This window comes from Variovorax sp. P4_D9 (genome assembly GCF_056401695.1).
Genome location: NZ_JBFUIU010000041.1, coordinates 1 through 25,536 on the forward strand (window position 1 = coordinate 1; position 25,536 = coordinate 25,536).

Sequence of the window (25,536 nt, forward strand, 5' to 3'; positions counted from 1 at the left end):
CCTGCCCCCGTACAGCCCGGAGCTCAACCCCGCTGAGCACCTGTGGGAGTCGTTGCGCGAGGACTGCTTCGCCAACCACGTCTTCGCCAATCTGGACGCCGTCGAAAGCGCCCTGACCCACGGGCTCGTCGCCCTCGAATCCAATCCAACGAAAACCCAGTCAATGACTGGGTTCGAATGGATAACTTCTATATCTTTGAACGCAATTTAGTATTAGTCCGCGTATGGAGGTGCGGTCCGGTTGGGGCCCCCTCGAGGCTCTGCCGGGCATTTCCAGGGTGGTCATCGAACTGCGGCCTTACAAGACATCAATACCGACAACATCAACCCTGCCGAACAGCAATATGAATTCGCCGAGACCGCCGACCCCGCACGAGTTCGCCGTACTGCGCGTGCTTCGTGCGGATGCTGAACGCCTGCCGCGCACAGCTGCGAGGATGGCTGCGACCTATCYCCCCACCGTTCAGGTGCCCGACTCCTGGCGGCCCGTGCTGGCACGAGCGCTCGACGAGCGAGCCGRTARYGCGACATGTCCGCCGCTGGACGAGTTGCAAGCCGAGTACGGCAGACTCGGCGCCTGGCTGCCCGCGTCATATCATSGCGATGCCACGGACGCGCGTTTCTGGCTAGTGGGYCTGGACGAGCGCGCGGCCGAGTACYYGCCCCGACCATCAGTCAATCCCTGACCGGCGCACCAAGGCGCACCATCACGCTCGCCGCCGCATTCTCTCGGCTCTGACATCGCGGCAGAGCAACCGATTCCGGCGCTGACTTCCCAGAGGCATCCTGAGGGCGAGCGCGAGCAGTACGCTCAAGTGGATCGGTCGCTGTATGCACCGCCTGCAGCGCCACTGCGCCGCCGGCGCTTGGAATTCCCAAACCAATGGCCTGGTGCACTCATCGACAAGGCACTGCTGCCGAGCGCCTAAATGCGTCGACCTGGTCTCAATTCCTCCTACCTGGCGTGCGAGCGGCGCCTAGATAGCGGGGTCCGATGCTGGACAGCGCGGCAGGGCGGATATCCAGATCTCCCAGGGACGGCAGCAGTCCGGTGGCAACGTTAGGGGTGCGCATCGACTGAAGGTTGTCGCGCGACATCAGCGGCTCGCCTGGCAAGTGTTCCATCACGAGCGCCTGAAGGGTTCCGACAAACTGCGGAAGTGAAAGCACGGGTCTTTCGTGGCCTGACCACCGGCCGGCAAGCTTGACCAGTTCCGCCAGCGTGTAAATGTCGGGCCCTGCGCACTCGAAGGTTTGCCCCGACGTCTCTGGTCGCTCGAGGCAGACGAGAATCGCGCGGGCGACGTCCTCGACCCACACGGGCTGGAAGCGGGCACCTGCACACGCCAGTGGGAACACTGGGGCGAACGCCAGCAGGCGCGCGAACAGGTTCAGGAAGCGATCCTTTTCGCCATAGATCACCGATGGACGAAGCAGGGTCGTATCGAGATCCGCATCCTTCAACACCCTCTCGCCTTCCGCCTTGGACCGGAGGTACTGGCTTGGCCGTGGGCCGTTCACGCCGAGCGCGCTGACATGCACGATCCGCCGCACGCCGGCCGTACGGCAGGCCGAGACCAGCGTACGAAGCAACTCGACGTGGGTTCGGTCGAACTGTGCTTCGCTGCCGTGGAGGATGGCAATGAGATTGATCACGGCATCCTTGCCCTCCGCAAGCTTCGTGAGTTGTGCAAGATCATGAACATCGGCGCTCACGAGATCGACCGATGCAGGCAGTCCCAGTTCCAGCGCGGGCGACAACTTGTTGCGCGTGGGCACTGTCATGTCGCAACCGTGCTCGGCGAGCAACGCACACAGGCTTTGACCAACGAAGCCTGTGCCTCCGAGAATCAGGACATGGTTCATGGGAGCTCCTGCCGGATTCAGCGGCTTGTCGGGTGTCCAAACTTGAGGCTCTTGATTGCCAGAGCATCGTAGCCCACGCGTCGCCATGAATGACAGCGGGCGCCCCGCTTTGTCCAACGCACGAAGCCTCGGGGCGGCGGACTTGCGACGACGTACGTGAGGTCACCGGCCGATTGCGCTCGGCCTGCCGCGCCTGGGCATCGCCAACCGCGTCGGTGTGACGCTCGCAGTTGCCACCCTGGCAGGCGCCCTGTGTTTGGGCTCGGGCTGGCTGCAGGTCATCGGCAACTGGAACCTCGTCTTCTTCTTTGCATTGCTGCTTTGTTCATCCTGCAGGGCACTTGGTGGAGATGATGCGCATGTCCCCAAGGCCATGGTGGACTTTCGGCTTGCCGCCTTTAGTCGCCTCGCCGCCAGCGGCTAAAGCCCATGATGTCAAATCTGAAGCGAGACTTGTCTTCGGGCGGCTGAATGAAAGCCGGCGGAATCTTGCCCATAGCGCACATAGCTCAGCATCATTTCCCGGGCCTTGAGAAGGGCGGCCAGATGCAGGTCCGAATTTGCTTGAGCTCTCGGCAAGCTGCTTGAAACCGCTGACGTCTCCATGTCGGCCTCGTTTGCCAGTTCGCGCTCTTCGGGCTTGTTCACGGCTCTATCCCGAAGCGGTTGCGGTCAATGCCCAGGTACGCGGGTGCATTGCGGTGCCTCGCCACCAAATTCCCGTTTGGCGACCAATCGCTGGCCTGATCGCTGGCGTTACGTTCGGGAACATCTATGAGGTGGCCGATGTCCAACCTGAGTTGGCTATCGGGAGCCGACCATGGCGAGAAGCGTGTTGTTCGTATACGAGGGCTATCAATTTTTCTGCTCGGCAGAGCGTCAGGGTCGTGCCTTATACCGGCCGGTCCTCGTGCGTCGGCTTCCTTGGCCCAGCGAAGGGCGAGTGTCCTTGCTGAGTGACTCTGATACTTGTCGAACCGAGGCGGAGGCAATCCGGCGCGCTGAAGCGCAAGCCATGAAGTGGGTTCACGCTCGTACGGCCCGTTCGCCAGTGCTGGTTTGAAGCGAGCAAGGGTGGTCATCGGTTCAGTTCTCCGGCGTTTTCCTCGACGATGATCTTGGCCACGGCCCCGCTACTGGCGCCGAGCGAGATGATCGGGGCTCGACAGGATGGACAGGGCTTCATCGATCTCGCGCTGTTGCCGCGCAACATCAACGTCGCGAGTCCCGACCATGCCGTAGGTCGGCCGCAGGAAGCGCAGAAGACCGGCGAGTCGTTCGAACTGGGGCTGATTGGCGGAGCGACCTAGGGCGCCAATTGCACGGCCGACGGCCGACTTCATTCCTTCGCGGGTGGTCATTGGGGCTCCTTTCCGTTGCTTTGCTGGTCTTCATGGAGGCGGCGCGCGCGCGGCGCAGCTGCTTGATCGCGGCGTCGAGGTGATCGACAGCGAACTGCACGCGGCGGGCCTCCTGCTCGATCCAGACCTCGTCCTGTCCAGGGTAGAAGCCGATGCTCAGCGGCCCGCTGACGGCCTCGCCGAGGCACGGGTCCACGAGGTGGATCACCGCGGTGCCGGTCTCGCAGGCGGGGGAGAACTCGGTGGTGCTCATATTCCGTTCCAGGTGATCTGCCGACGCTGGAGCAGCGGCCAGAGGTCCGGCCATCGACGGCCGAGACGGTGTAGGTGAGGAGCCCGCGGCACGACGTGCAACGGATCGACGCGCGCACGGGGGCCGCAGGCGGCTTCGGGTGACGCGCATGCACCGCTGCCATTGCCTTGGCGGCGGCGCTGTAGAGGGCGCGGGCGCGCTGGGTGGTCATGAGGCGCTCCAGGGCAGCAGCGCCGCAGTCTTCGGTACCTTGTGCTGGCCGCGGGCCATCGGGTGCTTCGGGTGGCCGCCGGCTGTGACGCCCAGGYAGTAGAGCCGGACACCTTCGGGCAGCGCATCCCTGATCTCGTCGAGGACGTTCTGCATCCAGTCGCCGCAGCGGGCCCCGAGCGCGCCCCAAGTGATGAGCACGGCGCCGGCCTTCTCGACCTCGGCCACGATGATCCCGAGGTTCTCGTGCAGGCGGTCGCGGGCGTGCCTGTCCTGGCTCGTGTCCCACGCGGTGGCCATGTCGATCGCACCCGCTGGATCCGGGCTGCGCAGCGGGATGGCGTTCACCACCACGATGCCGCCGAAGCCGTTGTGACTGGCGATGTGGCAGAGCAGCGTGACCGTCGGGTCGTCGACCGGTGGTCGGCGTCGCTCGGGTTGAACATGCAGACCAGCACGACCGGCCAGTCATCCCATGTGCGGGTGAGCCGGAAGCGGTAGGCACCGCAGGGCGAGAGCCGGGCGGTGCGTTTCATGCGATAGCCCTTCTGCGGCTCGTCCCTACTTGCAACGTTGACTGCAAAGGTCTACGGTAGGTTGAACGTTTGGAGGTACCGCCTATGCCACGCGCGCGCAAGAACTCCCAACTTTCAGAAGACCCGAAGTTGGCTGCAGAGGACCCCTCGACCCTGATTCCGCCGAGGGAGCATCGCAATAGAGACATAGACACCGTGATGGCGACCGGAGGATCTGCGTCGGAAGAACACGTCGGCGAGCAGACGAACTCGAAGGAAGGGATGAGGCATTCATCCCAAACGGGAAGAACCTGACGAGGGCGTTCGACAAGTCTCATGGTCGAATCCTTCTGACTCGACCACTCACGCCCCGCGCACCATCGGGGCGGAGAATAGGATTGGCCGGTCTTTCATACGTCGGTCCTCACATCGTTGAAGGCAAAACATGTCCGACACCAGCTTTGAACACCATGGACACCAAGTCACGATCAACGTCTGGCCAACCGGCGAGCGCTGGAGTTGGTCGTACCAGATCGACGACCAGAAGCCTGTTGACATTGCCGAGTCCGGTGCACGCTCGGAGGAAGAGGCGCTGATCGAGGCGAGGCACGAAGCCATCGCGGCGATCAAGGAGCTGGATGCTGGGCCGTAGGCTCGCCAAAGGAATGGAGAGCGCGTTCATGCTGCGTGCTCCGATTGATGGAGGTGGAAATGGCGCTCGAAGGCATGCACCACGTACTGCTGGGCTATCTGAGAGACAAGGGAGCCGTGCAGTTTGTGATCGACGCTTGGGAGAGCGCGTGGTATCAGGCGCAGAGATTTCCTGATGAGCCGCTGCCTTGCCCTGAATGCTTCCTTGATGGCAGCCTTCAGCGCCTGAAACTGCTCCCSAGCGTARGCYCCCTGGTAGTAGCGCGTTGCGAGGCCTGCCACATCAAATTTRAGTTTGCTGGGCCCTGACATCACGCGGCAGCCCTCSCGTAGATCTGCGCCTCGTGCGCGAAGTTGGCGCGGGCAAGGGCTTCGGCCTGCGCCGGCGCCACGCTGTTGCCGGCACCTGGGCGGTAGCGGTCAGCGGGATGCGTGGCCAGCCGCCTGCCGAGTCACCCGCTCATGACCGCGCCGGTGACCTACAAAAGCGTCATCAAGGGCTTGTCTTCGCCGTCATTGAGCGAGCATCTACTGGATGGACATCCAGTTGAATCGTAAGAGTCCGACGACTACCGCCCTTGACGGTCAGCGATCGGCCGGGCCCAGCCTCTGGTTGACCTCGTCGACGTCGAATGCGGCAGGATCGAACGAGCCGCCGATCCACTCCTTCTGGTCCTCGTGGTCGGGGTCATCGGGGTCGGCCAGCACGGCTAGGAACTCTTCATAGCCAGGCGCGCCGCCAACGTCCTCAGGTGGGCAGGCGTTCTCGCCGCCGATGCACACGCCCGAGGAGATCGGCGCATCCAGCGTCACGATCTTTTCGATCTTGACCTTGTGGCGCCAGTTGTCGCCATAGTCGTAGACATAGACGAAGGTCTTCCTGGCGCCCAGCGCTTCGCGCAGCGTCACGTGTGCCTCGTCCATGACTTCGGACAGGTCGAGCCCCGCCTCGTTGCGCGCGTAGCTGTCCTGGCCGAACATGAATTCATGGAGGTGGCCACCTCCCCAGCCCATGCCGAACAGCAAGGTGGAGTGCAGCAGAGGCAGCTCGATCGTGATGGGCACCAGCAAGCGCCGCCAGACCTTCGGGCGGACCCATTCGAGTTCGACGTAGAGTTGGTAGGCCTGCGTCGATGCGCGTCGCTTCGGGGATGAGGTCTTGCTCATGACCTCTACTCTAGCGAACTTGACGACGAGCGCGATCAGGCCGCCTTCGCGAGTTCCTCGTGCCACGCGGGAACGCTCAGCGCTTGGAGGCCCTCATGAAATCTACCCTGCAGCTTCCCGTCGTCGGCATGGACATTGCGAAGAACGTCTTTTAGCTTCATATCGTGGATCCTGGCCTGCGACATCYGGGTCGCATCGGACCAGGCAGTGTTTTCGTTGCCCGAGGTCAGCAAGGTGGGCGCATTCCCGGGCGCCGGTGGCCCGGTGCGCCTGGCCAAGCTGGTGGGCCGCGGGCGCGCGAACTTCATCGTTCTGACCGGTCGCCGGTGCTCCGCCGAGGAAGCCTTCACACTGGGCGTTGCGGAGGTCTTCGTGCCCCATGTGCGTCTGCTGGATGAAACACTGGCTCTCGCGCGTCAGATTGCTGCCAACAGCCCGGAAGGCGTCAGTGCGGCTAAGCAGCTCATCCTCAAGAGCTGCGATCTGGATATGCAATCGGCAATGGATCTGTCACGCGCCCTGCGCGTCCCGATGGATGGCACCGCGGCGGCAAAGAAGGGAATCGAAGCGTGGGCCAACAAGAAGAAGAAGCCGGATTTTGCGGGGTGAGTAGAGGTGAGCCCTGGATCACCAAAGCGGAGGTTGACCAACTTCAGCTTGTGGCCGCATTCTGACCTACCCTTCGTTGCCTGCCTTGGATGTGCTGCCGCCGCGCCACAACCGAGAGGTGAGCTTGCCCGCGTCGAGCAGCAGCTCAATACACTCGCTGCGGCAGCAGCTTTCCGCGCGGCTTGAGCAGCGTCGCAGCTGCTCTTCTTCAACGCGCTCACCTCGGCCAGCATGCGGAGCATGTGCTTGTGGTTGGCATCGAAGGCCTCGCTTCGCGGGTCGATGCGGGATTCGAAGTGGTCATGGGAGTATGCTCGGGTGGAGGAGCGAGCGCGCTCAGGCGGGCCGCAGCACGTAGGGCGATTCGGCGATGGTCCAGGCAGGAGCCGTACAGTGCGAAAGGTCTGGCGCAGATGGGCCTCGTCGGGGCCGATTACCATACGCAAGCCGCGGGCGTAGGCATGCACATGATGGATCGGCAACTGGTCGCTRCCGCCCATGGCACCGAAGATCTGGGTCGCACGGTCGGCCACCGTCTGCAGCATCCGCGGCGATCTTGCAGATCGAGACGTCACGCCAGGAGCTGCAGATGGCAATCATTCAGGCCATCCCAACAACAACGTTTAGCGAATTGCTTCTGATGAAAATTTCACCGATCGCTGGCGTCGCTAGCTTGGCCATTTGCCTCTCTGCCCTGGTGAGCGCGCCGGCCATCTGCGCCGAAGAATTGGATCCGGTCCCGACCGAATCCGTATGGGAGGTCACCCTTTCGCCATATGCGTACCACTTCCATAGCGACCCGAAGCACGACCCCGTTTGGCTCATCGGACTGGAGCGTCTGCGCGCCGACGGCTGGCTTTGGGGCGGCGCCTATTTCAGCAATTCCTTTGGGCAAAAGTCGGGCACCGCCTATGTCGGCTATGTGTGGAACAACCTGTTCAACGTGCCGACGCTCTATGTCAAGCTGGTGGGCGGACTCATGTACGGCTATGTGGCACCCTATGAAGACAAGGTTCCGTTCAACCACAACGGGTATTCGCCCATTGTCGTGCCGTCCCTTGGCTACCGATTCACGCGCAAGGATGCATTGCAGGTCTCGCTGCTGGGCACAGCCGGCCTGCTGTTCGCCTACACCCGCCGCTTCTGATCGCTCAGGGCTCGCCACACGGCCTTCCGCCAGCCAAACCGCGGCGCCGCGTTGGGGCCCCACCACAGGCCCACGCGCTTGGCCTTGGCCTCAGTCTCAGCGAGCTCATACTGCCCGCCCTCTTCGGCGTCTGCTCCGTGGAGTAGGCGCGATGCCGCCATGCCATGCCCATCGTGACCAACGCCAGGCCTGCATCGAGCGTCTTCAACCGAGTTTCTGCGACCCTCGCGCCCCTCTCCAGGGCGCGCCAGTCGCCGGTCGATTTCAGCCGCCGGGCCTTCGATGTCAAATATATTTGTCATGATCAAGTGAACGTCAGGCGCGTTTTTCGCAAGTGGCGTAGGGGCGGGCAGGGCGGTGAGGCGGGTGCGTCGGGCAGAACACTCCCTGACCTTTGCATGGATCTCATCCGCACAGGCCATGCCATCCGAGCCCGGCGCGAGGCATTGGGGCTCACTCAGGCGCAGCTTGCTCAACTGAGCGGGATCTCGCGTCAAACCCTGGTCGGCTTGGAAAACGAAAACGAGACATTGAGCGATCTGGGCTTCCAGCGAGTGGCCCATTTGCTATCCGTCCTGAGCCTGGACGTATCGGAGCCCACGACAGCGGCGCGACAGAAGAAGCAGGGCCTCTGGGTGGCGGCAAAGACCGCCAGCACGGCGACAAAGCAGGTCGTTTCGGCGCTCAGGCCCACGATAAAGCGCGCATCTTTCGACAGCGGCTTCACGCCGCAGCTCAGTAAATACAGATTGGCGAGGTCCCACACGGTGCGCAGCCAAGGGGTGGTCAGAAGCACGGTCCCGATCGTGGCCGGGGTCAGGAAGGCCACCGAGCGTTCGAGTACGTCCAGCACCGTGGCCTGCGCCTGTTCGGCGAACAAGCCGCGCACCATCGGCGCCAGTTTGGCCCGTGTGAACACGGGGAGGTCGATGCCGGCGAGCGCCTCGGGCCCGACAGCGCCTGCGGTCCGCCGAAGCACCGTAGCCACCAGCGCTTCGCGCACGGCGGCATCGGCATACTGGGCCCGCGCCAGAAAACTGGCACCGGGCCAGTTGGGCGACAGTCCATTGTGCTCACCCGTGCGCAGGTAGCGATCAACTTCTGCCTGTTGCGACGAGCGTGGCATGGGGCAAGTCGGGGTGAAGGGCGAGGGGCGAAGGACGGTACGATTTCAGCACATCCAACGCGAAAGCGGCCCGATCCCCACTGTACGGCTGGCCCGGTGGGATTGCCATCGCACCCCATGCCATCCTTCGACCCGTTGCCCCTGACAAGACGATGAGCCACCCTCAATACGGCCGCACCTGGTGGGGTGCCCAGTGGCTGCAGGCCCTGACGCAGATCGATCACGACAACCGCCTGCCTCGTGGCCGTACCTACGCAAACCGCGGCGCGGTGTGCGACCTCGTGGTGGCGGACTCCAAGGTCACTGCCTGCGTGCAGGGTTCGCGCCCCCGGCCGTACGACGTGGAGATCGGCGTGCCACCAGTCGACAAGGCCCAGACCCTTCGGCTGATCGACCGTCTGGCCGAAGACCCGGGCTTAATTGCCCGGCTGCTGAACCGCGAACTGGACCCCGCGGTGCTGCAACTGGCGAAGCAGCTGAAGATACCCATCTTCCCGGCGCGCTGGAGCGACCTGAAGATGCACTGCTCCTGCCCCGATTGGGCGGTGCCGTGTAAGCACCTGGCTGCCGTTATCTACCTGCTCAGCCAGCAGATCGACGCCGACCCTTTCCTGGTGTTCAGCCTGCGCGGCGTGGATCTGCCTGCGCTGCTCAAACCCCTTGGCGTGCAACTTGGCGACGCCAAGGAGACAGCGGTCCCCACGGCTGCTCAGGCCCTGCTTGGCGATAACGCGTCGCCAGTCGAACCGGCCGCAGGTGGGCCCGCTGCCGGTGGTGGGGATGGCGCTGATGGCGCAGGCCCCAGCGTGCTGTCACAGATTGATCTCACCCCCATTCCCGACCTACGCCAGACGCTGTGGCGCGTGCTGCCGGCCAACCCGGTGTTCCATCGCGGCGGCGATTTTCGGGAGCTTGCCCAGCAGCAGATGGCTCAGGTCGCGCGCCATGCCGTAAAGGCGATGGAAGCGGTTAATACGGACAGCGCAGCTGCGTTGCCAACGGGCGGGCTGCGTCTCACGGTGGACGACAACGTCACGGTTTCCGTGGCCGGCATCGAGGCTCGCGGTCAAGCCACCGTCACTTTGCCGGCCTTGATCGACCTGCTGGCTGGTGTTGTGCCATCGCGCGTGGACGACCTGCCAGCCGGGCTGTCAGCCCTCTGGCATCTGCGCCTGTTGGCCTTACACCTGCTGGCCAAAGGCGCGGTGGTGCCCGAGCTGATGCGGCTGGGACCAGACACGGTGGCTTTGCATTGGCTGCCGGCCGAACTGGACGCCACGGTGCGCGACATCGTGCACCGCGCGGCCGCCGGCCTGCCGACGGGCCTGGTGCATCGGCGGCAAGGTCGCAAGACCACCCCGCTGGCCTCGGCGCAACAAGCCCGGCTGCTGCTCTCGCTGCTGCTGGACCACAGCGTTTTCGCGGCCGCGGCAGCAACTGGAGCGAACCCCAAGGCACTGGACGCCAAGATCCCCCAGTTGTTCTTCTGCACGGGCCGCGGCCGCTTCGACGGCCCCGGCGAGGCCGCTTGGCCGGGCAGCATGCAGGCCTGGCTGGCGCGCCTGCATCTGGCGCGGCAAGCGCTTGCGCCCGTGCTGCGGCTTGAAGAAGCCCAAACCGGCGACGGTTTCGACCTCTCCCTGGCGGTGGCCCTCGAATCGCAGGCCTTGCTCACGCCCACGCCACTGGCCACCGTGATGAAGGAGCCTGCCTGGCAAGCGCGGCGCATGGCGGTGCTGCAGACCGTGGCCCTGCTGGCGGAGTTCTATCCGCCGTTGACCGGCCACGTGCGGGCCGGCGCACGCGAGCCCTTGTCGATCGAATCGTCCGACTTGCCCGCCTTCCTGTTCGAAGCGCTGCCAGCGATCCGGTTGCTGGGCATCCGGGCGCTGCTGCCCAGGTCCCTGGATCGGCTGCTGCGCCCGCGCCTGTCGATGCAGATCAAGGCCACGGCCGGCAAGTCGCCGTCGTTCCTCAAGGCCGACCAGATCTTCTCGTTCGATTGGCAGGTGGCGCTGGGCGACCACGCGCTGACGCCCAGGGAATTCGAGCGCCTGCTGGGCAAGGCCACGGGGGTGGTGCGCTTCAAGGGCGAATACGTCTATCTCGACCCACCTGCCATCGACCAACTGCGCGAGCGCCTGGCAAAGCCGCCACGCATGAGCGCTCAGGACCTGCTGCGCATCGCCTTGGCCGGCAGCCACGACGGTGCGCCGGTCGGCCTGAACAAGGCGGCGCTAAAGTTGCTGGACCAGCTCAAGGACAGCGCCGCAATTCCCCTGCCGCGTGGGCTGCAGGCCGCCATGCGGCCGTATCAGGTGAGGGGCTATGAATGGCTGGCACGCAATGCCCGGCTGGGCCTGGGCAGCGTGATCGCCGACGATATGGGCCTGGGCAAGACGCTGCAGGTGATCGCGCTGTTATTGCACCTCAAGGAGCGCGGTGAGCTGGATCTCGGCCGCGCGCTGGTGATCGTGCCCACCAGCCTGCTGACCAACTGGCAGAAGGAGGTTGCGCGGTTCGCGCCAGCATTGTCGGTGGATGTCTACCACGGCAGCCAGCGGGCAATGGTGGTCGCGGCGCGCCCCGACGTGCTGCTGACCACCTACGGTGTTGCGCGCTCGGAGTCCGCCCGGCTGAGGGCCTTGCAATGGCGCATCGTCGTGGTGGACGAAGCGCAAAACCTGAAGAACCCGGCGGCCGCTCAGACGCGAGCGGTCAAGGCGATCGAAGCGGCGACCTTTGTGGCGATGAGCGGCACACCCGTGGAAAACCGCTTGTCGGACTACTGGTCGATCATCGACTTCGCCCAGCGAGGCTACCTGGGCGGGCTCACGCACTTCGGCCGCGAATTCGCCACTCCCATCCAGACCGACCGCGATGCAGCCGCGGCCGAGCGGCTCAGGCGCGTGCTGGCGCCGTTCCTGCTGCGACGGCTGAAGTCCGACAAGACCATCATCGGCGACCTGCCCGACAAGATCGAGCAGATCCAGCACTGCACGCTCGGCAAGGCACAAGCGGCCCTGTACGAGTCGGTGGTGCGCGAGGGCCTCGCCAGCATCGCCGGCGAGTCCGGCACCTTCCAGCGCCAGGGCCTGGTGCTGCAGATGATCCTGGCACTCAAGCAGGTCTGCAACCATCCGGCGCAATACCTCAAGCAGCGTGGTGACGATCCGCTGGTCTCGGGCAAGGTCGAGCGGCTGTTCGATCTGCTGGACGAGATCGAAGCAACGCGGGAGAAGGTGCTCGTCTTCACCCAGTTCCGCGAGATGGGGGATTTGCTRCAGCGCTGGCTRCTCGAGCGCCAAGGACGTGAGCCGCAGTTCCTACATGGCGGTGTGCCGCGCGCGCGGCGCGACAAGATGGTCGAGCGGTTTCAGAACGAACCGGCAGAGCGCGTCTTCCTGCTGTCGCTGAAGGCGGGCGGCACCGGCCTGAACCTGACCGCAGCCAGCCACGTGGTGCACTTCGATCTGTGGTGGAACCCTGCCGTCGAAGCGCAGGCCACGGACCGTGCCTATCGCATCGGACAGAAGCACAATGTGCAGGTGCACCGCTTCATTGCGCAGGGCACGTTCGAGGAGCGCATCGACGCCATGATCCGCAGCAAGCGCGAGCTGGCTGACATGGCTGTGGGCACGGGTGAGGCCTGGATCGGGCAACTGCCCGAACACGAACTCAAGAGTCTGTTCGAGCTGGGAGGACGGGCCGAACGCAATAGCTGATGCGGGACGGGTGCGACGCTCGCTATCTCGACAGCGTGGCCTTGGTCTCTCGCGAGTAGAAGTGACCGGCGCCGGGTACGCCCTCGGCGTGGTAACGCTGAACAGGCCGCTCAACTTGTCGTCGGCTCAGTCCCAGCCTTCGAACCTCGCGTTCCGGATGACCGGATGACCGTGGCGCCCGATCGAAAAATGGGGCCCCTTTTGTCGGTACTCAGCCGATCAGCCTCAAGCCCGGCGGCAAAGCTTCGCCGAACACGCCGCGTTCGCCGGCTTCGTCGAGCGGAACGACCTCGCGCACCCGGGCGATCCACGTCGCCGGAGCCCGATGGGCCTCGAGCCGAGCCATGACTCGTTCGCGCGCTTCGAGCGACAGGTCGCGTGCGCGATCACCGCTCAGACGGGCCAGGTTGGCGGCGGCGGCAGCGGCGCCTTCGACGTCTTTCCAGTCCAGCGTGAGCAGGGCGTCGAGCCAGGCGGCGGCGGCGGCGGCTGGCACCACGCCATGCGCGCTACCGTAAAGGGGGGCGCGCGCACCGATGCGACCGATGGCCCACAGCGTCCAGGTGTCGCGGGCCCGAGGATCGCCTGCTGCGCCCGGTCGCTGCAAGCGCTCGACCAGCCAGTCGCCGATCTCCACCTTGTGATCGGCCGGGATGCGTTCGAGCGAAGCGCCCATGCGCACCATGTCGTCCCAGCCCCCCTTGACGAGCCGCGGCGGTAGTACGTGGATGCCCGCCTCTTCGCCGCGCAGGTTGATCGCGAAATCGTTGAGTAGCCGCTGCTGGGCTGCCTCGTCCAACCCACCGGCAACGCGGCGCCATAGCGTCCACCATTCGGCATTGACTTGGCGCTCGCGGCCATGCTGCACGCCCAGCTCGAAAATCGACCACAACTGTTCGATGCGCCAGCCGTCGAGCGCGTCGCCGAATCCCGGTCGCAGGCACCAGCCGGCCAGGCTCAGCCACAGACGTTCGTGGTCGGCCGAGCGGTGGCGGCCACGCGCGCGTTGCCACAGCGCGTCGAACAGCGGACGCAGCAGCGCGGTCGGCCATCGCTCGCGGCTGCCGAGCAGGGCTTCGAGTTGCGTGCGCAACTGCTTGACGGCCTTAGGGCCTACCTCGCGGTCGCGCGCGCCGAAGACGCGCTCGATGCATTCGACCGCCTCGCCAAAGCGCGGTGGCAGTCCGGCCCCTGCGGATGCCGGGGCAGTTGAATCGGCACGCAGCTGGAACTCGAGCTTCCAGCGCTGCAACGGGTCGCTGGCGGAGATGCAGTGCACTTCGAGCGTGCCGACCTCGGTCAGCATCGTCGCCAGCTCCACGGGGATGTTGCGTCGCGCGGTGCCGCCATCGGCGCGCACGACGGTGGCAACCGGCGGCAGCGGCTGCACATCGCACGCGCCGAGATCGACCAGTTCGCCGGCCAGCGGAGTGGGCTGGCCCGCGCCACCGGCCGTGGTCGAAACGAGGTGGAAGCGCACCGGTTCGCCGACGCGCAGCTCGAAGTTCCGGCCTTCGAGGCGAATCTCGCGGCCTTCCTCGCTGCCGTGCGGCAGCACGCAGACGCCTCGCCCCTTGCCGTCGTCGAGCGGCAGAAAGTAGCTGCGCGCCGAACCGCCGCCGATCTTCGGCGCCAAGCCGCGCCGCGCCAGCGCGTAAGCAACCGCGCCGCGCGCGACCGCGACGTCCGGGTCGGCGTTGTTTAACGTTTGCAGCGGCGCGCCGCGCCACGCGCCGAGCGTCGCGTGAAGACGCGCGGCGATCGCCTCGGCACGGAACACGCCGCCGTTGAGCAGTAGCGCGTCGGGCCAGCCGGCCGACGTGTGCTGTTGCAGGAAGCCGGCGATGTGGCGCGTCACGGCCGGGTCGGCGGCGTAGGGCAGGCCGAACGCGACCAGGCCGCTGGCGCGCTCGCGCCGCGGCAGTTCGGTGGCCGTCACCTGCGGAAAAAAGCCATCGACCACGATGCGCTCGACCTCTTCGCGGCCCAGCATCACCGAGCGTGCGCCGCCGATCAGGCGCGAACCCGCGCCGAGCAGCGTGACCTGCGCGCTGGCCGGCGCGTCGGCGGCAAGGAGCCGTTCCTTGGCGGCGCGACAGCGTTCGACCAAGTGAGACAGCTGGCCGGCCGACAGGCGCGCTGCAGTCTCGCCTGCCGCTGAGTTGAGTCTGGCTTCGGCCAAGTGCGCGAGTGCCAGGTCCATGTTGTCGCCACCGAGCATCAGGTGGCGGCCGACCGCAATGCGCTCGAGCCGTGGCTCAGCCCCATCCCAGTCGACGCGCACCAGGCTCAGGTCGGTGGTGCCGCCGCCGACATCGCACACCAGCACCAGCCGCGTGCTCTCAAGCGCCTTGGCGAGCGCTTTGCGGTGGCGGAACAACCAGTCGTACAGCGCAGCCTGGGGTTCTTCGAGCAGGCGCAGCAGCGGCAGGCCGGCGACGCGTGCAGCTTCGACGGTCAGTGCGCGCGCCGCGTCGTCGAACGAGGCCGGCACCGTCAGCACCAGTTCCTGGTGTTCAAGCAGGGCCGTCGGATAGAGATGGTTCCAGGCCGCGCGCAGGTGCGCGAGGTAGCTCGCGCTGGCCTCCACCGGGGAGACCTTCGGCACATCGGCTGCCGCGCCCCAGGGCAGGATGGGCGCCAGCCGGTCGACCGCGGCATGCGACAGCCAGCTCTTCGCGCTGACCACCAGACGCCCGGGCACCTGGGCACCGAGTTGACGCGCCAGGCTGCCTATCACGGCCGCGTTGCCAGCGCCGGCCGGCGCCCAAGGCAGCGCCAAGTCACCCGGCGCCAGTTCGCCCGACGCCGGGTGGTACCGCATCGACGGCAGCAGCGGCCGCGCCGCCACTTCGCCGGGCGCGACCAACTGCTCGACGTCGAACAAGCGGATGGCGTCCATGCGGCCTTGCGCTGGCGCATAGGCGACGACGGTGTGCGTGGTACCGAGGTCGATGCCGACCGTCCAGGCGGCCCTCATTCCGGCGCCGGCAGCCGGCTGAGGCCCGCTACGCGTCCTGCTGGCGCTCGCCGCGCACATCGAATTCGATCTTCCAGCGCTCGCCGCCGCTGCGCGGCACCGCTTCAAGCTCGAGCGTGCCGGCTTCCGTCACGCGGGCGTGCAGCCGCACCGGCACCACCTCACCGGGGCTGCGGCCTTCGGGCGGCAGCGTGGCGGAAATGGGGGCTAGCTCCTGCAGCTCGTCGGATGCCCAGGCGTCGAGCAGCGTGCCGACGCTGTCCTGGCGCCGCACCGATGAGGCGTAGAAGCGGAAGTGCACAGGCTCACCGACCACCAGTCCGAGTTCGAGCGCCGGTAGTTCGGCTTCGGTGCCTTCTTCCATGCCGAACGGCGCCACGCACAGCGCCTCCACCGGCGGCTCGATGCCTGGCACCGCAGGCATCGACGATTCGACCCCTACGTAGTACGCGAACGCGGTGCCCCCGCGGATGCGCACGCCGTGGCCGTGCCGCACATAGCCGTAGTAAGCGGCGCCGCGCGCCACCGCGAGGTCGAGGTCGGCGCCGGCCAAGAGGCGTGCCGGCGCGGCACCCTCGGCGGCGAGCCACCCGTTGACAGTCGCCAGCGTGCGATCGGCCAGCAGCGCCGACTTGAAGACGCCGCCGTTGAACAGCACCGCGGTTGGATGCAGGAAGCTGGCGCCTTCCGAGCCGTTGCCGATGCGGTCGTCGAAGCCATCCAGTTTGGCCACCGCGTCGACCTGCCGCCCGAGGAACGCCGCCAGGTGGCGCGTGACGGCCGCATCCTGCGCATACGGAAGACCGAGCTGTGCCAGGCCGGCGCGCACGCGACTCATCGGCCGTGCCGAGGCCTCGACCTGCGGGAAGAAGCCGTCGACGATCGTCGTGCCCACTTCGTCGGCCGTCAGCTCCGTACGGATCGAGCCGCCGATCAACTTGCTGCCGCGGCTGGGCACGACGATGGGTTGCGCGGTGGTGTCGGCCGGCCCATCGGTATCGCCGAGCAACCTTTCCTTCGCGCTGCGGCAGGCGTAGGCCAGCGCGCGCAGCTGCCACGCATCGAGCGTGGTGCCGGCGGCGGCCAGCTTGCGGGCGACGCCGTGCGCCAGCGCCAGGTCCATGTTGTCGCCGCCGAGCAGGATGTGCTCGCCGACCGCGACACGGTGCAACTCGAGGTTGCCGTCGCGTTCGAGAACGGCGATCAGCGAGAAGTCGCTGGTGCCGCCGCCGACGTCGATCACCAAGATGATGTCGCCCGGCTGCACCTGCTTGCGCCAGCCACCGCCGCTGGCCTCGATCCAGCTGTACAGCGCGGATTGCGGCTCTTCAAGCAGCGTCAGCGAACCACAGCCCGCGGTCTTGGCGGCTTCGACCGTCAGCTCGCGCGCGGCGGGGTCGAACGACGCCGGGATCGTCACCGTCACATCCTGCTCCGCGAACGGCGCCTCGGGGTGCGCGTGGTCCCAGGCGTTGCGCACATGTTCCRGGTAATGCGTCGAGGCGTCGAGCGGCGACACCCGAGCCACCTCGGGCGGCGCGTCGTGCGGCAGGATCGAGGCGCGCCGATCGACGCCAGGGTGGCAAAGCCAGCTCTTGGCGCTCGACACCAGCCGGATCGGTGTCGTCGCGCCGCGGCTGCGCGCCAGCTCGCCGACGGCATGCTGGCCGTCGGCCGGCCAGGGCAGCATCAGGTCACCGGCCGCCATTTCATCGGCATGCGGCAGGTACAGGAACGACGGCAGCAGCGGCATCGACTCGACCGCGCCGGGCGCGGTAAGCTGCGGAATCGGCATCGTGCCGTGAACGGTAGCCTCGCCGTCGCTGGCGGCGATGTCGACGTAGGCCAGCGCACTGTGCGTGGTCCCGAGGTCGATGCCGATCGCAAAGCGCGGCCCGCTCACAGCTCGACCTCCGCCGGCGCCACCACGCGCGCATCGTGCTGCTCGGCCAGCTTGGGCAAGCGCACCTCGGTGACGCGCCAGCCGCGATGCCTGAGGCTGCCGGCAAAGGGCGGTTGACCGACCACGTTGCCAGTCACGCGGACCGCCGCGGCGTCGAAGCCCGCCCGCAACGTGACGTGGCTGCCTTCTGCCTCGTCGCGCACCGGCACGAGGCTGAAATGCTCGCGCAGCACCTTGGCGCAGCCTTCGTGCACCAGGCGCGCCGCCGCGCCGATCTGGGCGTCGGCATAGCCACTGAGATCCTCGCCAACGAAATCGATCAACCGCGCGTCACGCTGCAGCAGCGCGAGCAGTTGCAGCGCGGCGTCGGCGCTCGGTTCCTTCAGCACCGACGGTCCGGGCGCGGGTGCAACAGGTGTGGGAGTCGCAGGCGGTACGGCGCCATCGCGCAGCGCGGCATACCGCGCAGCCAAATCCGCATTCGCCAACAAACCGAACAAGGCGCCGAATGCCAGTGGAATGCGGCGCAACAGCGAGGGCTTGACACCGTCGGACGATGGGGGTTGAGGGCGGTTCATTGATTGCTCCAAATCGGCCGATCGGGCGGCTGCAGCCGCGATCGCCGGTTGTCAAGGCCCGGACTTGCTGACGAGGCCAAGGCCGGGAATCGGATGTCGCCATGGACACATGGTGCAGCGCAGCATTGTAAGTGGGCGGCAGAAGCGAGTTGTCGACCTTCGCCACGGCCTTCAAGGCCTCCATCGGGGGGCATCCGCTCGTTCGAGCGCCGCGACGATGAGCATCGTCTGTCGCCCTGACAATACATCGCTCAGCGAAAATCCCTCGCCGCCCGCACGGCTTCTGTAGCGCGCGGGGCTTCGGCCCTTTGATTGGCGCCCGCCAGCGCACTGACGTGCGGGGGTCATTGATGGGCAACGGCAACGTCGGGGTGCGCGAAACCTGGCGGCGCCGACGTTCAGTCGCCGCTCACTGTCGACGGCTGATCGACAGCCGCCATCGCCACCTCAGGTCAGGGAGCGCCAACACCTGAGCCAGAGTCTGTCGTGGTTGGTGCGACGATCTTCGAGCGCACCACGGGAAACGGCGGCAGCCCAGCCAGGATATCGCGCCCGTAGCGCATCGTCACCAGGCGCATATCGCACACGGTGATGACGGCACGATCGGTCACGGTGCGCACGCCGCGGCCGGCCCATTGGGCCAGCTTCATCGCCGCGCGCGGCACCGCGATCTCGACGAACGGGTCACGTCCCTGGCCGCTCAACCATTCGGCCAACGCTTCCTCCACCGGCGAGTTGGGTGGGGTGAAGGGGAGCTTGTCGATCACCACGTGCTCACACAGTGCCCCAGGCAAGTCGATGCCTTCGCCGAAGGATTGCAACCCGAAGATGATGCTGCGCTTGCCGCGCGCAACGCGCCGGCCGTGCTCCGCGAGCAACTCGGTGCGCGAGCGCTCGCCTTGCATCTGGACTTGGTCAGTCAAGTCTCTGGGCAGCGCAGCGTGGCAGGCCAGCATCTGGCGCCTGGAGGTGAACAGCACCAGCTGTCCATGCTGGTACTCGCGCAGCAGCGACGGCAGCGTGCGGCACAACTCCTCCGAAAAGTCGGGGCTCTTCGGCGAGTTGCTCATCGGCGCGATGCGCAGCTCGCCCTGCCTGGCGTAGTCGAACGGGGACGCGACCACCATGGCGCGCCGTTCGGGGAAGCGGTTCATTCCGCTCAAGCGGTCGAAGAAGTCGAAGCGACCGCAGGCGGTCAGGGTGGCGGAGGTGCAGACGGCCGCGCTCACGTTCTTCCACAGGCCTCGCGACAGGAGCTGCGCGGCCGTCATCGGGCTGGCGCAGAGCCACGCGTCGGCACGGACCGCCGCCGGCATGGCCGGGGGTGCCGCCGCGAACTCCATCCATTTGGCCCAGGGAACCGTGTCGTTCGTGGCCCACGCGCTGAACAGTCGCTGCAGGGTTTGCAGCCGGGACAGGTACACCCCCAGTTCAACGCCGACCCGGGTCTGCTCGTCGCGCTCGGCGGGGGATCGGGACTCGTCAGGCTCCTTCAGGGCGCTGGCGATACTCGCCACCACCGTGGCGACCGAGCCTAGGAGGGTGGCCAACTGCTCGCATTCCGGAATCAAATCCTCGGGGATCCGGCCATGAACAAAGCGGTGAACCGGCTTGTCGGCGCCCACCAGTTGGTTCTGGGTCCAATAGGTCTCAAGGATGCCGAGTTTGTCGTTGCATTCGGTGATCGTTTGCCCGAAGGCCGTCAGGTCGGGGCGGGTGGAGGCGGGCATGCCCCGGCCGTGGCGGTTGGCCAGCGCGCGCAAACTGGCGAGCAAGCTGACGCTGGTGCCGAGCCGGGCACGGTCGGCGAACTGCTCGGCGGCAATGCTGGGCAGGTGGTGCGCCTCGTCGAACACGAACAGCGTGTTGCCAGGCTCGATCAGCGCGCTGTCCGTTTGCAGCGTGGCGAGGATCAGTGCGTGGTTGGCGACCTGGATCGTGGCGGCGGCGGCGCGGCGACGCGCCTTGAAAAATGCGCAGCTCCTGAAATGCTCGCATTGCCCCCCGTTGCAAGCGCTGGCGCTGGCCTGAACCATCCGCCAGTCCTGGGGGTCGGGTTGCTGCTCCAGGCTGTCCAAGTCGCCGTCCCATTTGCCGCTGCGAAGCGTCCTGGCGACCTTCTTGTACCAGCGCATGGCCTGGGTGGTGTCGCGCGGGGCGCTCCGAGCCTGCCAACTGGCGCCGGTGAACGCACCCTGCAATTCATCGCCCAACAGACCGTCCTGGGCGACATCGTTGACCGCGCCTTCCAGGCGGCTTTCGCAGATGTAGCGACCCCGGCCCTTGAGAAGATCGAAGTGCAGATCTGGAATGATCTTCGCCAGCCGCGGCAGGTCCTTGTGGAACAGTTGTTCCTGCAGCGCGACAGTGGCGGTGGAAACGATGACGGTCTTGTCCAACAGCTCCGAGGCCACGATGGCCGCCAGGCAGTAAGCCACGGTCTTGCCGGTTCCGGTGCCTGCTTCGAGCAGGGCCAGGTGATTCCCCGCGCGGCCCTCGTCCTCGGGCGAACCGGCACTCAGGAAGGTCATCAGGGCCGCGAGCATCATCTGGTGCTGGCCGGGACGGGCGATGAAGCCGGGCCACGTCCTGGCCACCTCCCCGTAGAGAAACTCCAGGCGGGTGCGAGCTTTTTCGAGCAACCCGCCAGCGATGCCGGGCGCGTCCTCCAGGACGTCCAACGCCTTTTCTGATCGACGCGTACGCTTCGGCGCAGAGGAATTCATGCGACAGATTATCGAAGCGCCACGGATGTAAGAACTTCACATCGGATGCACTCGGGCGCTGCCCCAACAACGCCCGGCCCGTTGCAAAGCCGCGCACGGCGCGCTGCTGCCGCGAGAGCGCGTCRGCAGCTCTGGCCTTGCGGCTCGCCATCCGCCGCCTGATCAAGCGGCTTCAAGATCTCGTGCTCCGGAGGATTCTCCACGCATCGACGTTGGTGAGCCGTCTCGTTCAACGTGTGGTAAGGTTCTTCAGGTGTGTGACCGCTCACATTCTGTGTATTGGATGCGAAGCCGAGCGACCCCGCGCGGTTTCGGACGATGCGCACACCTCGAGGGTCAAATCAACCGATCAACCGATCAACCGATCAACCGATCAACCGATCAACCGGTCAAACGGCTCAAGTACCGCAAGCTGGCGGCGCTCAGAAGAACTCCTCCAGCGTGCCTGCCAGGTGCTCCCTCACCCTTGCCACGACCAAAGCCGGCCGCGTCCTGAACGTTTCGTCCGTGCCGGTCCCGCGGTCGACCCAGTCCAGCCTGAGTGCCTCGTAAACCGGCCGCCAGCCGTCGCCGCGACGCAGCTGCATCGCGGGATTGGGTAGATAGTGGCCGTTGCGGGTGCGCGCCCACAGCTTGCGCGCCGGCTTGTAGCCGCTGTCGACCTCGGCGCGCGCCAGCACCTGGTTGAGGTAGATGCGCTTGCGCCGCTTTTCAGGCCAAAGATGGACGGGCAGGCCTTCGAGAACCTGATGCAATTGCTCGGCAAAGTAGCCCTCGCCGAACTTCCACACCGGCAGCGTCCTGGCGGCGCAAGACGACCACTGGGTCTTGAGTCCCGCCAACATCAGCGTCAGTACCCAGTACTCGCCCTGATGTCGCTCGATTCGCACGAGCCGCCCGTCGATCTGCACATCAATCACGGCCGGCGCCACCTGCTCGAAGATCGACCCCATGGAGTTCTTTGCGAAGCTTGGATCCTCGATCGCCCGGTTCACGGCTTGCTGCCAGGCCGTCTGCCCGAACTCGTCTTCCGCCTCAGGGTTGGCACCCTTGGCGAGCAGGGCATCGACGAGCGCCGTGTTGCCCGCGCGCGCGGCCAGCATCAGCGGCGTGGCGCCCACCGGCGTCAAATGGTCGACGGTGTGCAAGTCGCACAGCTGCAGGATGCTCTTGAAGTTCTTCGCGGCGTAGGGCAGCAGGTGGCGCTGGCGCGAAGCGTTCACTGTGCGCAGAACGAACTGCTGTAGCTTTTCCTGTGCCATGCGCACGGCGTGAAGGGGGGCGGTGTCGCCGATCCATCCGAAGTCCCCATCAGGCGCCAGGCCGCGGGCGGGCTGGAAGCCCGCCGACGCCAGTCGCTCGACCCACACCTGCTGACCGTGCCACAGCGCATAGTCCATCAGCGTCTGTTTCTGCTTGGCGCTGGGATTGCCCCGGTCCAGCGCGCTGGAGGCCAGCGATTCGATCAGTGTCCGGCTCCACGGGGTCCAGGGCACGGGCTTGCCTTGCAGGAAGGTCTCGCGGATCGCCAGAGCCTGCTCCTGCTTGCCTTGCAGTTCGAGCTTGCGCGCTTCCAATGCCCACTGCTCCTTGGTCGACGCCTGGGTTGGAGCGACGCGAGCCTCGCTTGCCTCCAGGCCCAGCAGTTCGAGCAAGGCATGGCCAGTGTCGTACTCGACGATCGTCAGGGTCTCCACCGCACGTGTCATCGCCACATACAGCGCGTTCACGTAGAACTTGTAGAGTTCCAGCGATTTGTCGCTCTTGTCCTTGGCGCGACGGTAAGTCAGTTCGTCGCCAATCAGGTCTTGCGGCGAGACCCCATCGCAGACCTCGGCATAGGCCGCGCGCTGACCGGAGACGAAGCCCAGCAGCACCACGTTCGGGTACTCCAGTCCCTTGGCCTCGTGGACCGAGAAGACGAGCGGCGTACGAAACTGGGCTCGCGCCGTCGCCTTGTCTTCGTCGCGCAGCACGATCACCGCATGGCGCGCGGATGCGCGCGTGGTGGCGTCGATTTGCTTGAGAACCACGTCCGTGGCTCGGACGAGCGTCACCTCGCCGGCGTCTGCGGACGTGCTGGTCACCAGGAAGTTGGTTTCGCGGTCGATCGAACCAAAGCGGACCTGCTTGATCTTCAGCAGCGTGTTGGCGAGTTCTGTGACCGCCCGCGTGTTGCGGAAGTTGGCCTGCAGTATGTGCAGTGCCTGTCGTTGCGCCGCCTCGCCGGCCAGGCCTTGCCAAAACAGCGTCTTCACCGCTGCCCAGGAGAAGAAGTTCGGGTGAACGATCTGGTTCGAATCCCCGCACAACAGGAACTGGCCCGGATTCTTCAGGCACGCCAGTATCAGGGCAAGCTGCACACCGGTGAGATCCTGCACTTCGTCGATCACGACGAAGTCGTACGTGCCCACGGCCAGCGGCTGCCATGCATGGGCGACCAGGTTCAGATCGAACTGGGTGGTCTCCACCAGCCATTGCCGATAGCGGCCGAAGAGAATATGCGCCGCTGCACGGGCTGACGGTGTCAACAGGCTCTGGCGCGTGCCCAGGGCCAGGTAGTCGGACAGGCTGAGGGGCCCGTCGGAATGGGCGCCGATGACACCGCGAAATTCCTCGAACAGGGCATGGGCGTCGATGTCGCCCAACGCCTTGGCGGCGCCGCGGTGTCGCTCGAACCAACCGCTGAAGGCATTGAAGCTGACCTCACGACCCGTCGGGACTTGCAGGGTCTCCAGGAATTCTCGGTAGCTCAGGAACTCGGCTTCCTGGGCAGGGTTCTCATAGCCGTGGGCGTCGTAGAGGGCCCGCGCCGATTGCGCGAGGTAGGACGATTGCGTCACATAGAGCACACGGCCCTCGGCCTCCCTGAGCTTGGTCAAGGTGACGGCGGTCTTGCCGGAGCCCGCGGCGCCGACCAGCACCACCGGCGCTGGCAGGCGTCGAACGGCCTCCTGGGCGTCGTCGAAGACGATGGGTTTGTCGAGCAGTTCGAACTCGCTGCGGGTGGCGTGCAGCCAGCGCAGGGGGAGTGCCTCGGCGGCGAACTGGGTCGCTTCGATGCTCGGCTCGCGCTCGATCTTGGCCTCGTCTACCCGCGCGCCGCGTAGGAAGCGCGACTTGTCGTAGGCGTGGTTTTCGATCACCTCCAGCGCCAGGCACATTGTCTCGCTGCCATGGCGCACGAACTGCAGCAGCAACCGGTTGCTGTGGTCCAGTTTGGCGCGGTAGTAGCCGCCGGTATGCAGCTTCTTGACGTCGGGGCTTTTGAAGTCGCCGGCCTCGATGGCCGCGCGCACCTTGACAAAGGCGGTTTTGACCCGTCGGAGGTCGAGGTCCTTGTACTGCAGCAAGCGCATTAGTGGTGTTGGGAATCAGCCTCTGTAATGCCCCATTCTGCCCGGCTTGCACCACGAACCCGGGACCGCGAGCTCTGACCTTCCATGACCGCCAACCGGCGCTCTTGGAAGCAGACCTTCGCGGCCCAACCTGGCCCGACGAGTTGCCACTGGCACTCATATCTCCGAAAGCGAATAGGTTCGTCGGAGAAGTGCGCCTTCCTGACCCGGACTAGCATCCGGAGACGCACTCGCACAGCCCACATGTCTTCCAGGTTGATTGGCGACTTCTCGCGGCGGGACGGATGGGGTCATGCAGCATCTGCGGCGCCTGGCCCAGGGCTCTTTGGTGCAAGCGCGCATCGCCGCCAACGTCCGGGACCGCCCGGTCGAGGTTCTCGACGGTTTGGGCTGACGGTCTCGGATGTTGTTCGCATCGTGCTGACACGCGTCGCCAAGGCCTCCGGATAYGGGCGGCACCAGGCAATTCGCGACCACGAGCCACGGCTTCTCCATGAAGACGGGCGACGTGACGATTGTGATTCAAATGAATGACAAGACTCTTCCGCACCTTCAAGAGCGCCGGATCGCCCGGCCATGGGAAATGCGAGGGCGCGCACTTCGCTGAGCACATGCCGTGATTGCGCGTTGGGACGATTCTCCGCCGGAGGTTTTCGCACTCGCGCACGGGGTGAGGTCATCTCCGATTGGTTTCGACGCTAAGAGCGCAACACCTGTGGCGTCGCGCCGAGAATTCAACTCGTCGAACGCATCGACGCATAGTCGTCTGCGGGAAACCGAGGCTGACGCAAAGGCGTCGTGTGGGAGCCGGTGGGAGGGCGGATGAAGGACAGTCGGAATCGCTCGGTTCACAACGGGGCCGGCGCGAGCGACCGCGGGCCGGATATCTGCCACATATCTCACGAACGCAGCAGGTTCTTTGCGTCAGGCGAGGCGCGAATGACGGAGACTGCAGGCATGCGTAGTAGCGATGTCGTTACAGACAAGAGCAGTCGCGAGTTCGCCGAAACCTCGGACGGCGCCGCGATGCCGAGCGATGCGGGAACCCTCGCTGCCTTCGAGCGCAGGATTAGACTCGAGGAATCGGCGGTACGACGACGYTTCAGGCAARACGTTKCGATGGCGATCATCTTCGCGYTGGCCGGCCAAAGATCGTCACAAGAACCTCGAACTTCCCCTTTCCGGGAAAGCGAAAGCCGCGCCTGCGCCCGCCCGCCGTAAAGCCAGGACCGCCGCCCGTGCGCGGACATCCCGAAGGGAGCTTTTGCTGTTCGACTACCAGACCTGGCTGACCCTGACGGCGGGTGTCGCGCAGGCAGCGGCCGCCGCCGAAGCAAGCCGGACCGGCCCCGTGTAGTTC

At 65.9% G+C, this 25,536-nt stretch carries 17 protein-coding genes and 2 pseudogenes; 7 read left to right on the top strand and 12 right to left on the bottom strand.

The genetic code is table 11. From position 1 onward, the window contains the following. A partial coding sequence (locus AC1DY5_RS07085) for a transposase (protein ID WP_478110105.1) occupies window positions 1-211 on the top strand: 211 nt, incomplete at its 5' end. Between the two features lie 734 nt (window positions 212-945). Here AC1DY5_RS07085 and AC1DY5_RS07090 read toward each other — a convergent pair. Continuing rightward, window positions 946-1,866, bottom strand: coding sequence for a complex I NDUFA9 subunit family protein (locus AC1DY5_RS07090; protein WP_478110107.1), 921 nt, complete (start codon window positions 1,864-1,866; stop codon window positions 946-948). 217 nt (window positions 1,867-2,083) lie between these two features. Here AC1DY5_RS07090 and AC1DY5_RS07095 point away from each other — a divergent pair, with 217 nt between their 5' ends. Continuing rightward, entirely contained in the window at window positions 2,084-2,290 is a 207-nt protein-coding gene (locus AC1DY5_RS07095; RefSeq protein WP_478110109.1) for a hypothetical protein, read from the top strand. 11 nt (window positions 2,291-2,301) lie between these two features. On the opposite strand, the gene AC1DY5_RS07100 is transcribed toward AC1DY5_RS07095, so the two are convergent. The 3 genes from AC1DY5_RS07100 to AC1DY5_RS07110 all read right to left on the bottom strand — a co-directional run bounded on the left by AC1DY5_RS07100 (window position 2,302) and on the right by AC1DY5_RS07110 (window position 4,158). Next, on the bottom strand, window positions 2,302-2,514 hold the full coding sequence (locus AC1DY5_RS07100; RefSeq protein ID WP_478110111.1) for a hypothetical protein: 213 nt from the start codon (window positions 2,512-2,514) through the stop codon (window positions 2,302-2,304). A gap of 485 nt (window positions 2,515-2,999) precedes the next feature. Continuing rightward, entirely contained in the window at window positions 3,000-3,227 is a 228-nt protein-coding gene (locus AC1DY5_RS07105) for a hypothetical protein (RefSeq protein ID WP_478110113.1), read from the bottom strand. Between the two features lie 460 nt (window positions 3,228-3,687). After that, window positions 3,688-4,158 (bottom strand): DUF1643 domain-containing protein, encoded by a 471-nt coding sequence (locus tag AC1DY5_RS07110; RefSeq protein WP_478110137.1) that lies wholly within the window; start codon window positions 4,156-4,158, stop codon window positions 3,688-3,690. A gap of 492 nt (window positions 4,159-4,650) precedes the next feature. Between AC1DY5_RS07110 and AC1DY5_RS07115 the strand changes: the two genes are divergently transcribed. Continuing rightward, window positions 4,651-4,857 (top strand): hypothetical protein, encoded by a 207-nt coding sequence (locus AC1DY5_RS07115; RefSeq protein WP_478110115.1) that lies wholly within the window; start codon window positions 4,651-4,653, stop codon window positions 4,855-4,857. Window positions 4,858-5,441: 584 nt separating this feature from the next. Here AC1DY5_RS07115 and AC1DY5_RS07120 read toward each other — a convergent pair. Further along, a complete protein-coding gene (locus AC1DY5_RS07120) occupies window positions 5,442-6,023 on the bottom strand; it encodes a plasmid pRiA4b ORF-3 family protein (RefSeq protein ID WP_478110117.1) in 582 nt (193 codons plus the stop codon). Between the two features lie 135 nt (window positions 6,024-6,158). Between AC1DY5_RS07120 and AC1DY5_RS07125 the strand changes: the two genes are divergently transcribed. Further along, window positions 6,159-6,632 (top strand): enoyl-CoA hydratase/isomerase family protein, encoded by a 474-nt coding sequence (locus AC1DY5_RS07125; protein WP_478110120.1) that lies wholly within the window; start codon window positions 6,159-6,161, stop codon window positions 6,630-6,632. A 413-nt stretch (window positions 6,633-7,045) separates the two neighbouring features. Here the strand turns inward: AC1DY5_RS07125 and AC1DY5_RS07130 are convergent. Next, a pseudogene (locus tag AC1DY5_RS07130) lies at window positions 7,046-7,177 on the bottom strand (acyl-CoA dehydrogenase family protein); the annotation flags it as partial. A gap of 44 nt (window positions 7,178-7,221) precedes the next feature. Between AC1DY5_RS07130 and AC1DY5_RS07135 the strand changes: the two are divergent. Then, entirely contained in the window at window positions 7,222-7,779 is a 558-nt protein-coding gene (locus AC1DY5_RS07135; RefSeq protein WP_478110122.1) for a hypothetical protein, read from the top strand. 398 nt (window positions 7,780-8,177) lie between these two features. Further along, a pseudogene (locus AC1DY5_RS07140) lies at window positions 8,178-8,255 on the top strand (helix-turn-helix domain-containing protein); the annotation flags it as partial. A 17-nt stretch (window positions 8,256-8,272) separates the two neighbouring features. On the opposite strand, the gene AC1DY5_RS07145 reads toward AC1DY5_RS07140, so the two are convergent. After that, the gene (locus AC1DY5_RS07145; RefSeq protein WP_478110140.1) at window positions 8,273-8,905 is read right to left on the bottom strand and encodes a hypothetical protein; all 633 of its coding nucleotides are present in this window, start codon (window positions 8,903-8,905) and stop codon (window positions 8,273-8,275) included. A gap of 152 nt (window positions 8,906-9,057) precedes the next feature. Here AC1DY5_RS07145 and AC1DY5_RS07150 point away from each other — a divergent pair, with 152 nt between their 5' ends. Next, a complete protein-coding gene (locus tag AC1DY5_RS07150; RefSeq protein ID WP_478110124.1) occupies window positions 9,058-12,630 on the top strand; it encodes an SNF2-related protein in 3,573 nt (1,190 codons plus the stop codon). A gap of 211 nt (window positions 12,631-12,841) precedes the next feature. Here the strand turns inward: AC1DY5_RS07150 and AC1DY5_RS07155 are convergent, their stop codons facing one another. From AC1DY5_RS07155 to AC1DY5_RS07175, 5 genes are all read right to left on the bottom strand, one after another. Next, on the bottom strand, window positions 12,842-15,610 hold the full coding sequence (locus tag AC1DY5_RS07155) for an Hsp70 family protein (protein ID WP_478110126.1): 2,769 nt from the start codon (window positions 15,608-15,610) through the stop codon (window positions 12,842-12,844). Window positions 15,611-15,638: 28 nt separating this feature from the next. Next, the gene (locus AC1DY5_RS07160) at window positions 15,639-17,513 is read right to left on the bottom strand and encodes an Hsp70 family protein (protein ID WP_478110128.1); all 1,875 of its coding nucleotides are present in this window, start codon (window positions 17,511-17,513) and stop codon (window positions 15,639-15,641) included. After that, entirely contained in the window at window positions 17,510-18,091 is a 582-nt protein-coding gene (locus AC1DY5_RS07165) for a DUF2760 domain-containing protein (RefSeq protein ID WP_478110130.1), read from the bottom strand. Before AC1DY5_RS07165 ends, AC1DY5_RS07160 begins: the two co-directional genes overlap by 4 nt. 452 nt (window positions 18,092-18,543) lie before the next feature. Beyond that, window positions 18,544-20,772, bottom strand: a complete 2,229-nt coding sequence (gene dinG / locus AC1DY5_RS07170) for an ATP-dependent DNA helicase DinG (RefSeq protein ID WP_478110133.1) — start codon at window positions 20,770-20,772, stop codon at window positions 18,544-18,546. Window positions 20,773-21,239: 467 nt separating this feature from the next. Continuing rightward, window positions 21,240-24,176: an ankyrin repeat domain-containing protein gene (locus AC1DY5_RS07175; protein WP_478110135.1), complete on the bottom strand. Its 2,937-nt coding sequence runs from the start codon at window positions 24,174-24,176 to the stop codon at window positions 21,240-21,242. Window positions 24,177-25,536 lie beyond the last annotated feature (1,360 nt).

What these genes read in the sequence shown, in the direction of transcription:
- AC1DY5_RS07090 (WP_478110107.1), bottom strand. Translation starts at nt 1,866, where the DNA reads ATGAACCATGTCCTGATTCTCGGAGGCACAGGCTTCGTTGGTCAAAGC.
- AC1DY5_RS07105 (WP_478110113.1), bottom strand. Translation starts at nt 3,227, where the DNA reads ATGACCACCCGCGAAGGAATGAAGTCGGCCGTCGGCCGTGCAATTGGC.
- AC1DY5_RS07115 (WP_478110115.1), top strand. Translation starts at nt 4,651, where the DNA reads ATGTCCGACACCAGCTTTGAACACCATGGACACCAAGTCACGATCAAC.
- AC1DY5_RS07120 (WP_478110117.1), bottom strand. Translation starts at nt 6,023, where the DNA reads ATGAGCAAGACCTCATCCCCGAAGCGACGCGCATCGACGCAGGCCTAC.
- AC1DY5_RS07135 (WP_478110122.1), top strand. Translation starts at nt 7,222, where the DNA reads ATGGCAATCATTCAGGCCATCCCAACAACAACGTTTAGCGAATTGCTT.
- AC1DY5_RS07145 (WP_478110140.1), bottom strand. Translation starts at nt 8,905, where the DNA reads ATGCCACGCTCGTCGCAACAGGCAGAAGTTGATCGCTACCTGCGCACG.
- AC1DY5_RS07155 (WP_478110126.1), bottom strand. Translation starts at nt 15,610, where the DNA reads ATGAGGGCCGCCTGGACGGTCGGCATCGACCTCGGTACCACGCACACC.
- AC1DY5_RS07165 (WP_478110130.1), bottom strand. Translation starts at nt 18,091, where the DNA reads ATGAACCGCCCTCAACCCCCATCGTCCGACGGTGTCAAGCCCTCGCTG.
- AC1DY5_RS07175 (WP_478110135.1), bottom strand. Translation starts at nt 24,176, where the DNA reads ATGCGCTTGCTGCAGTACAAGGACCTCGACCTCCGACGGGTCAAAACC.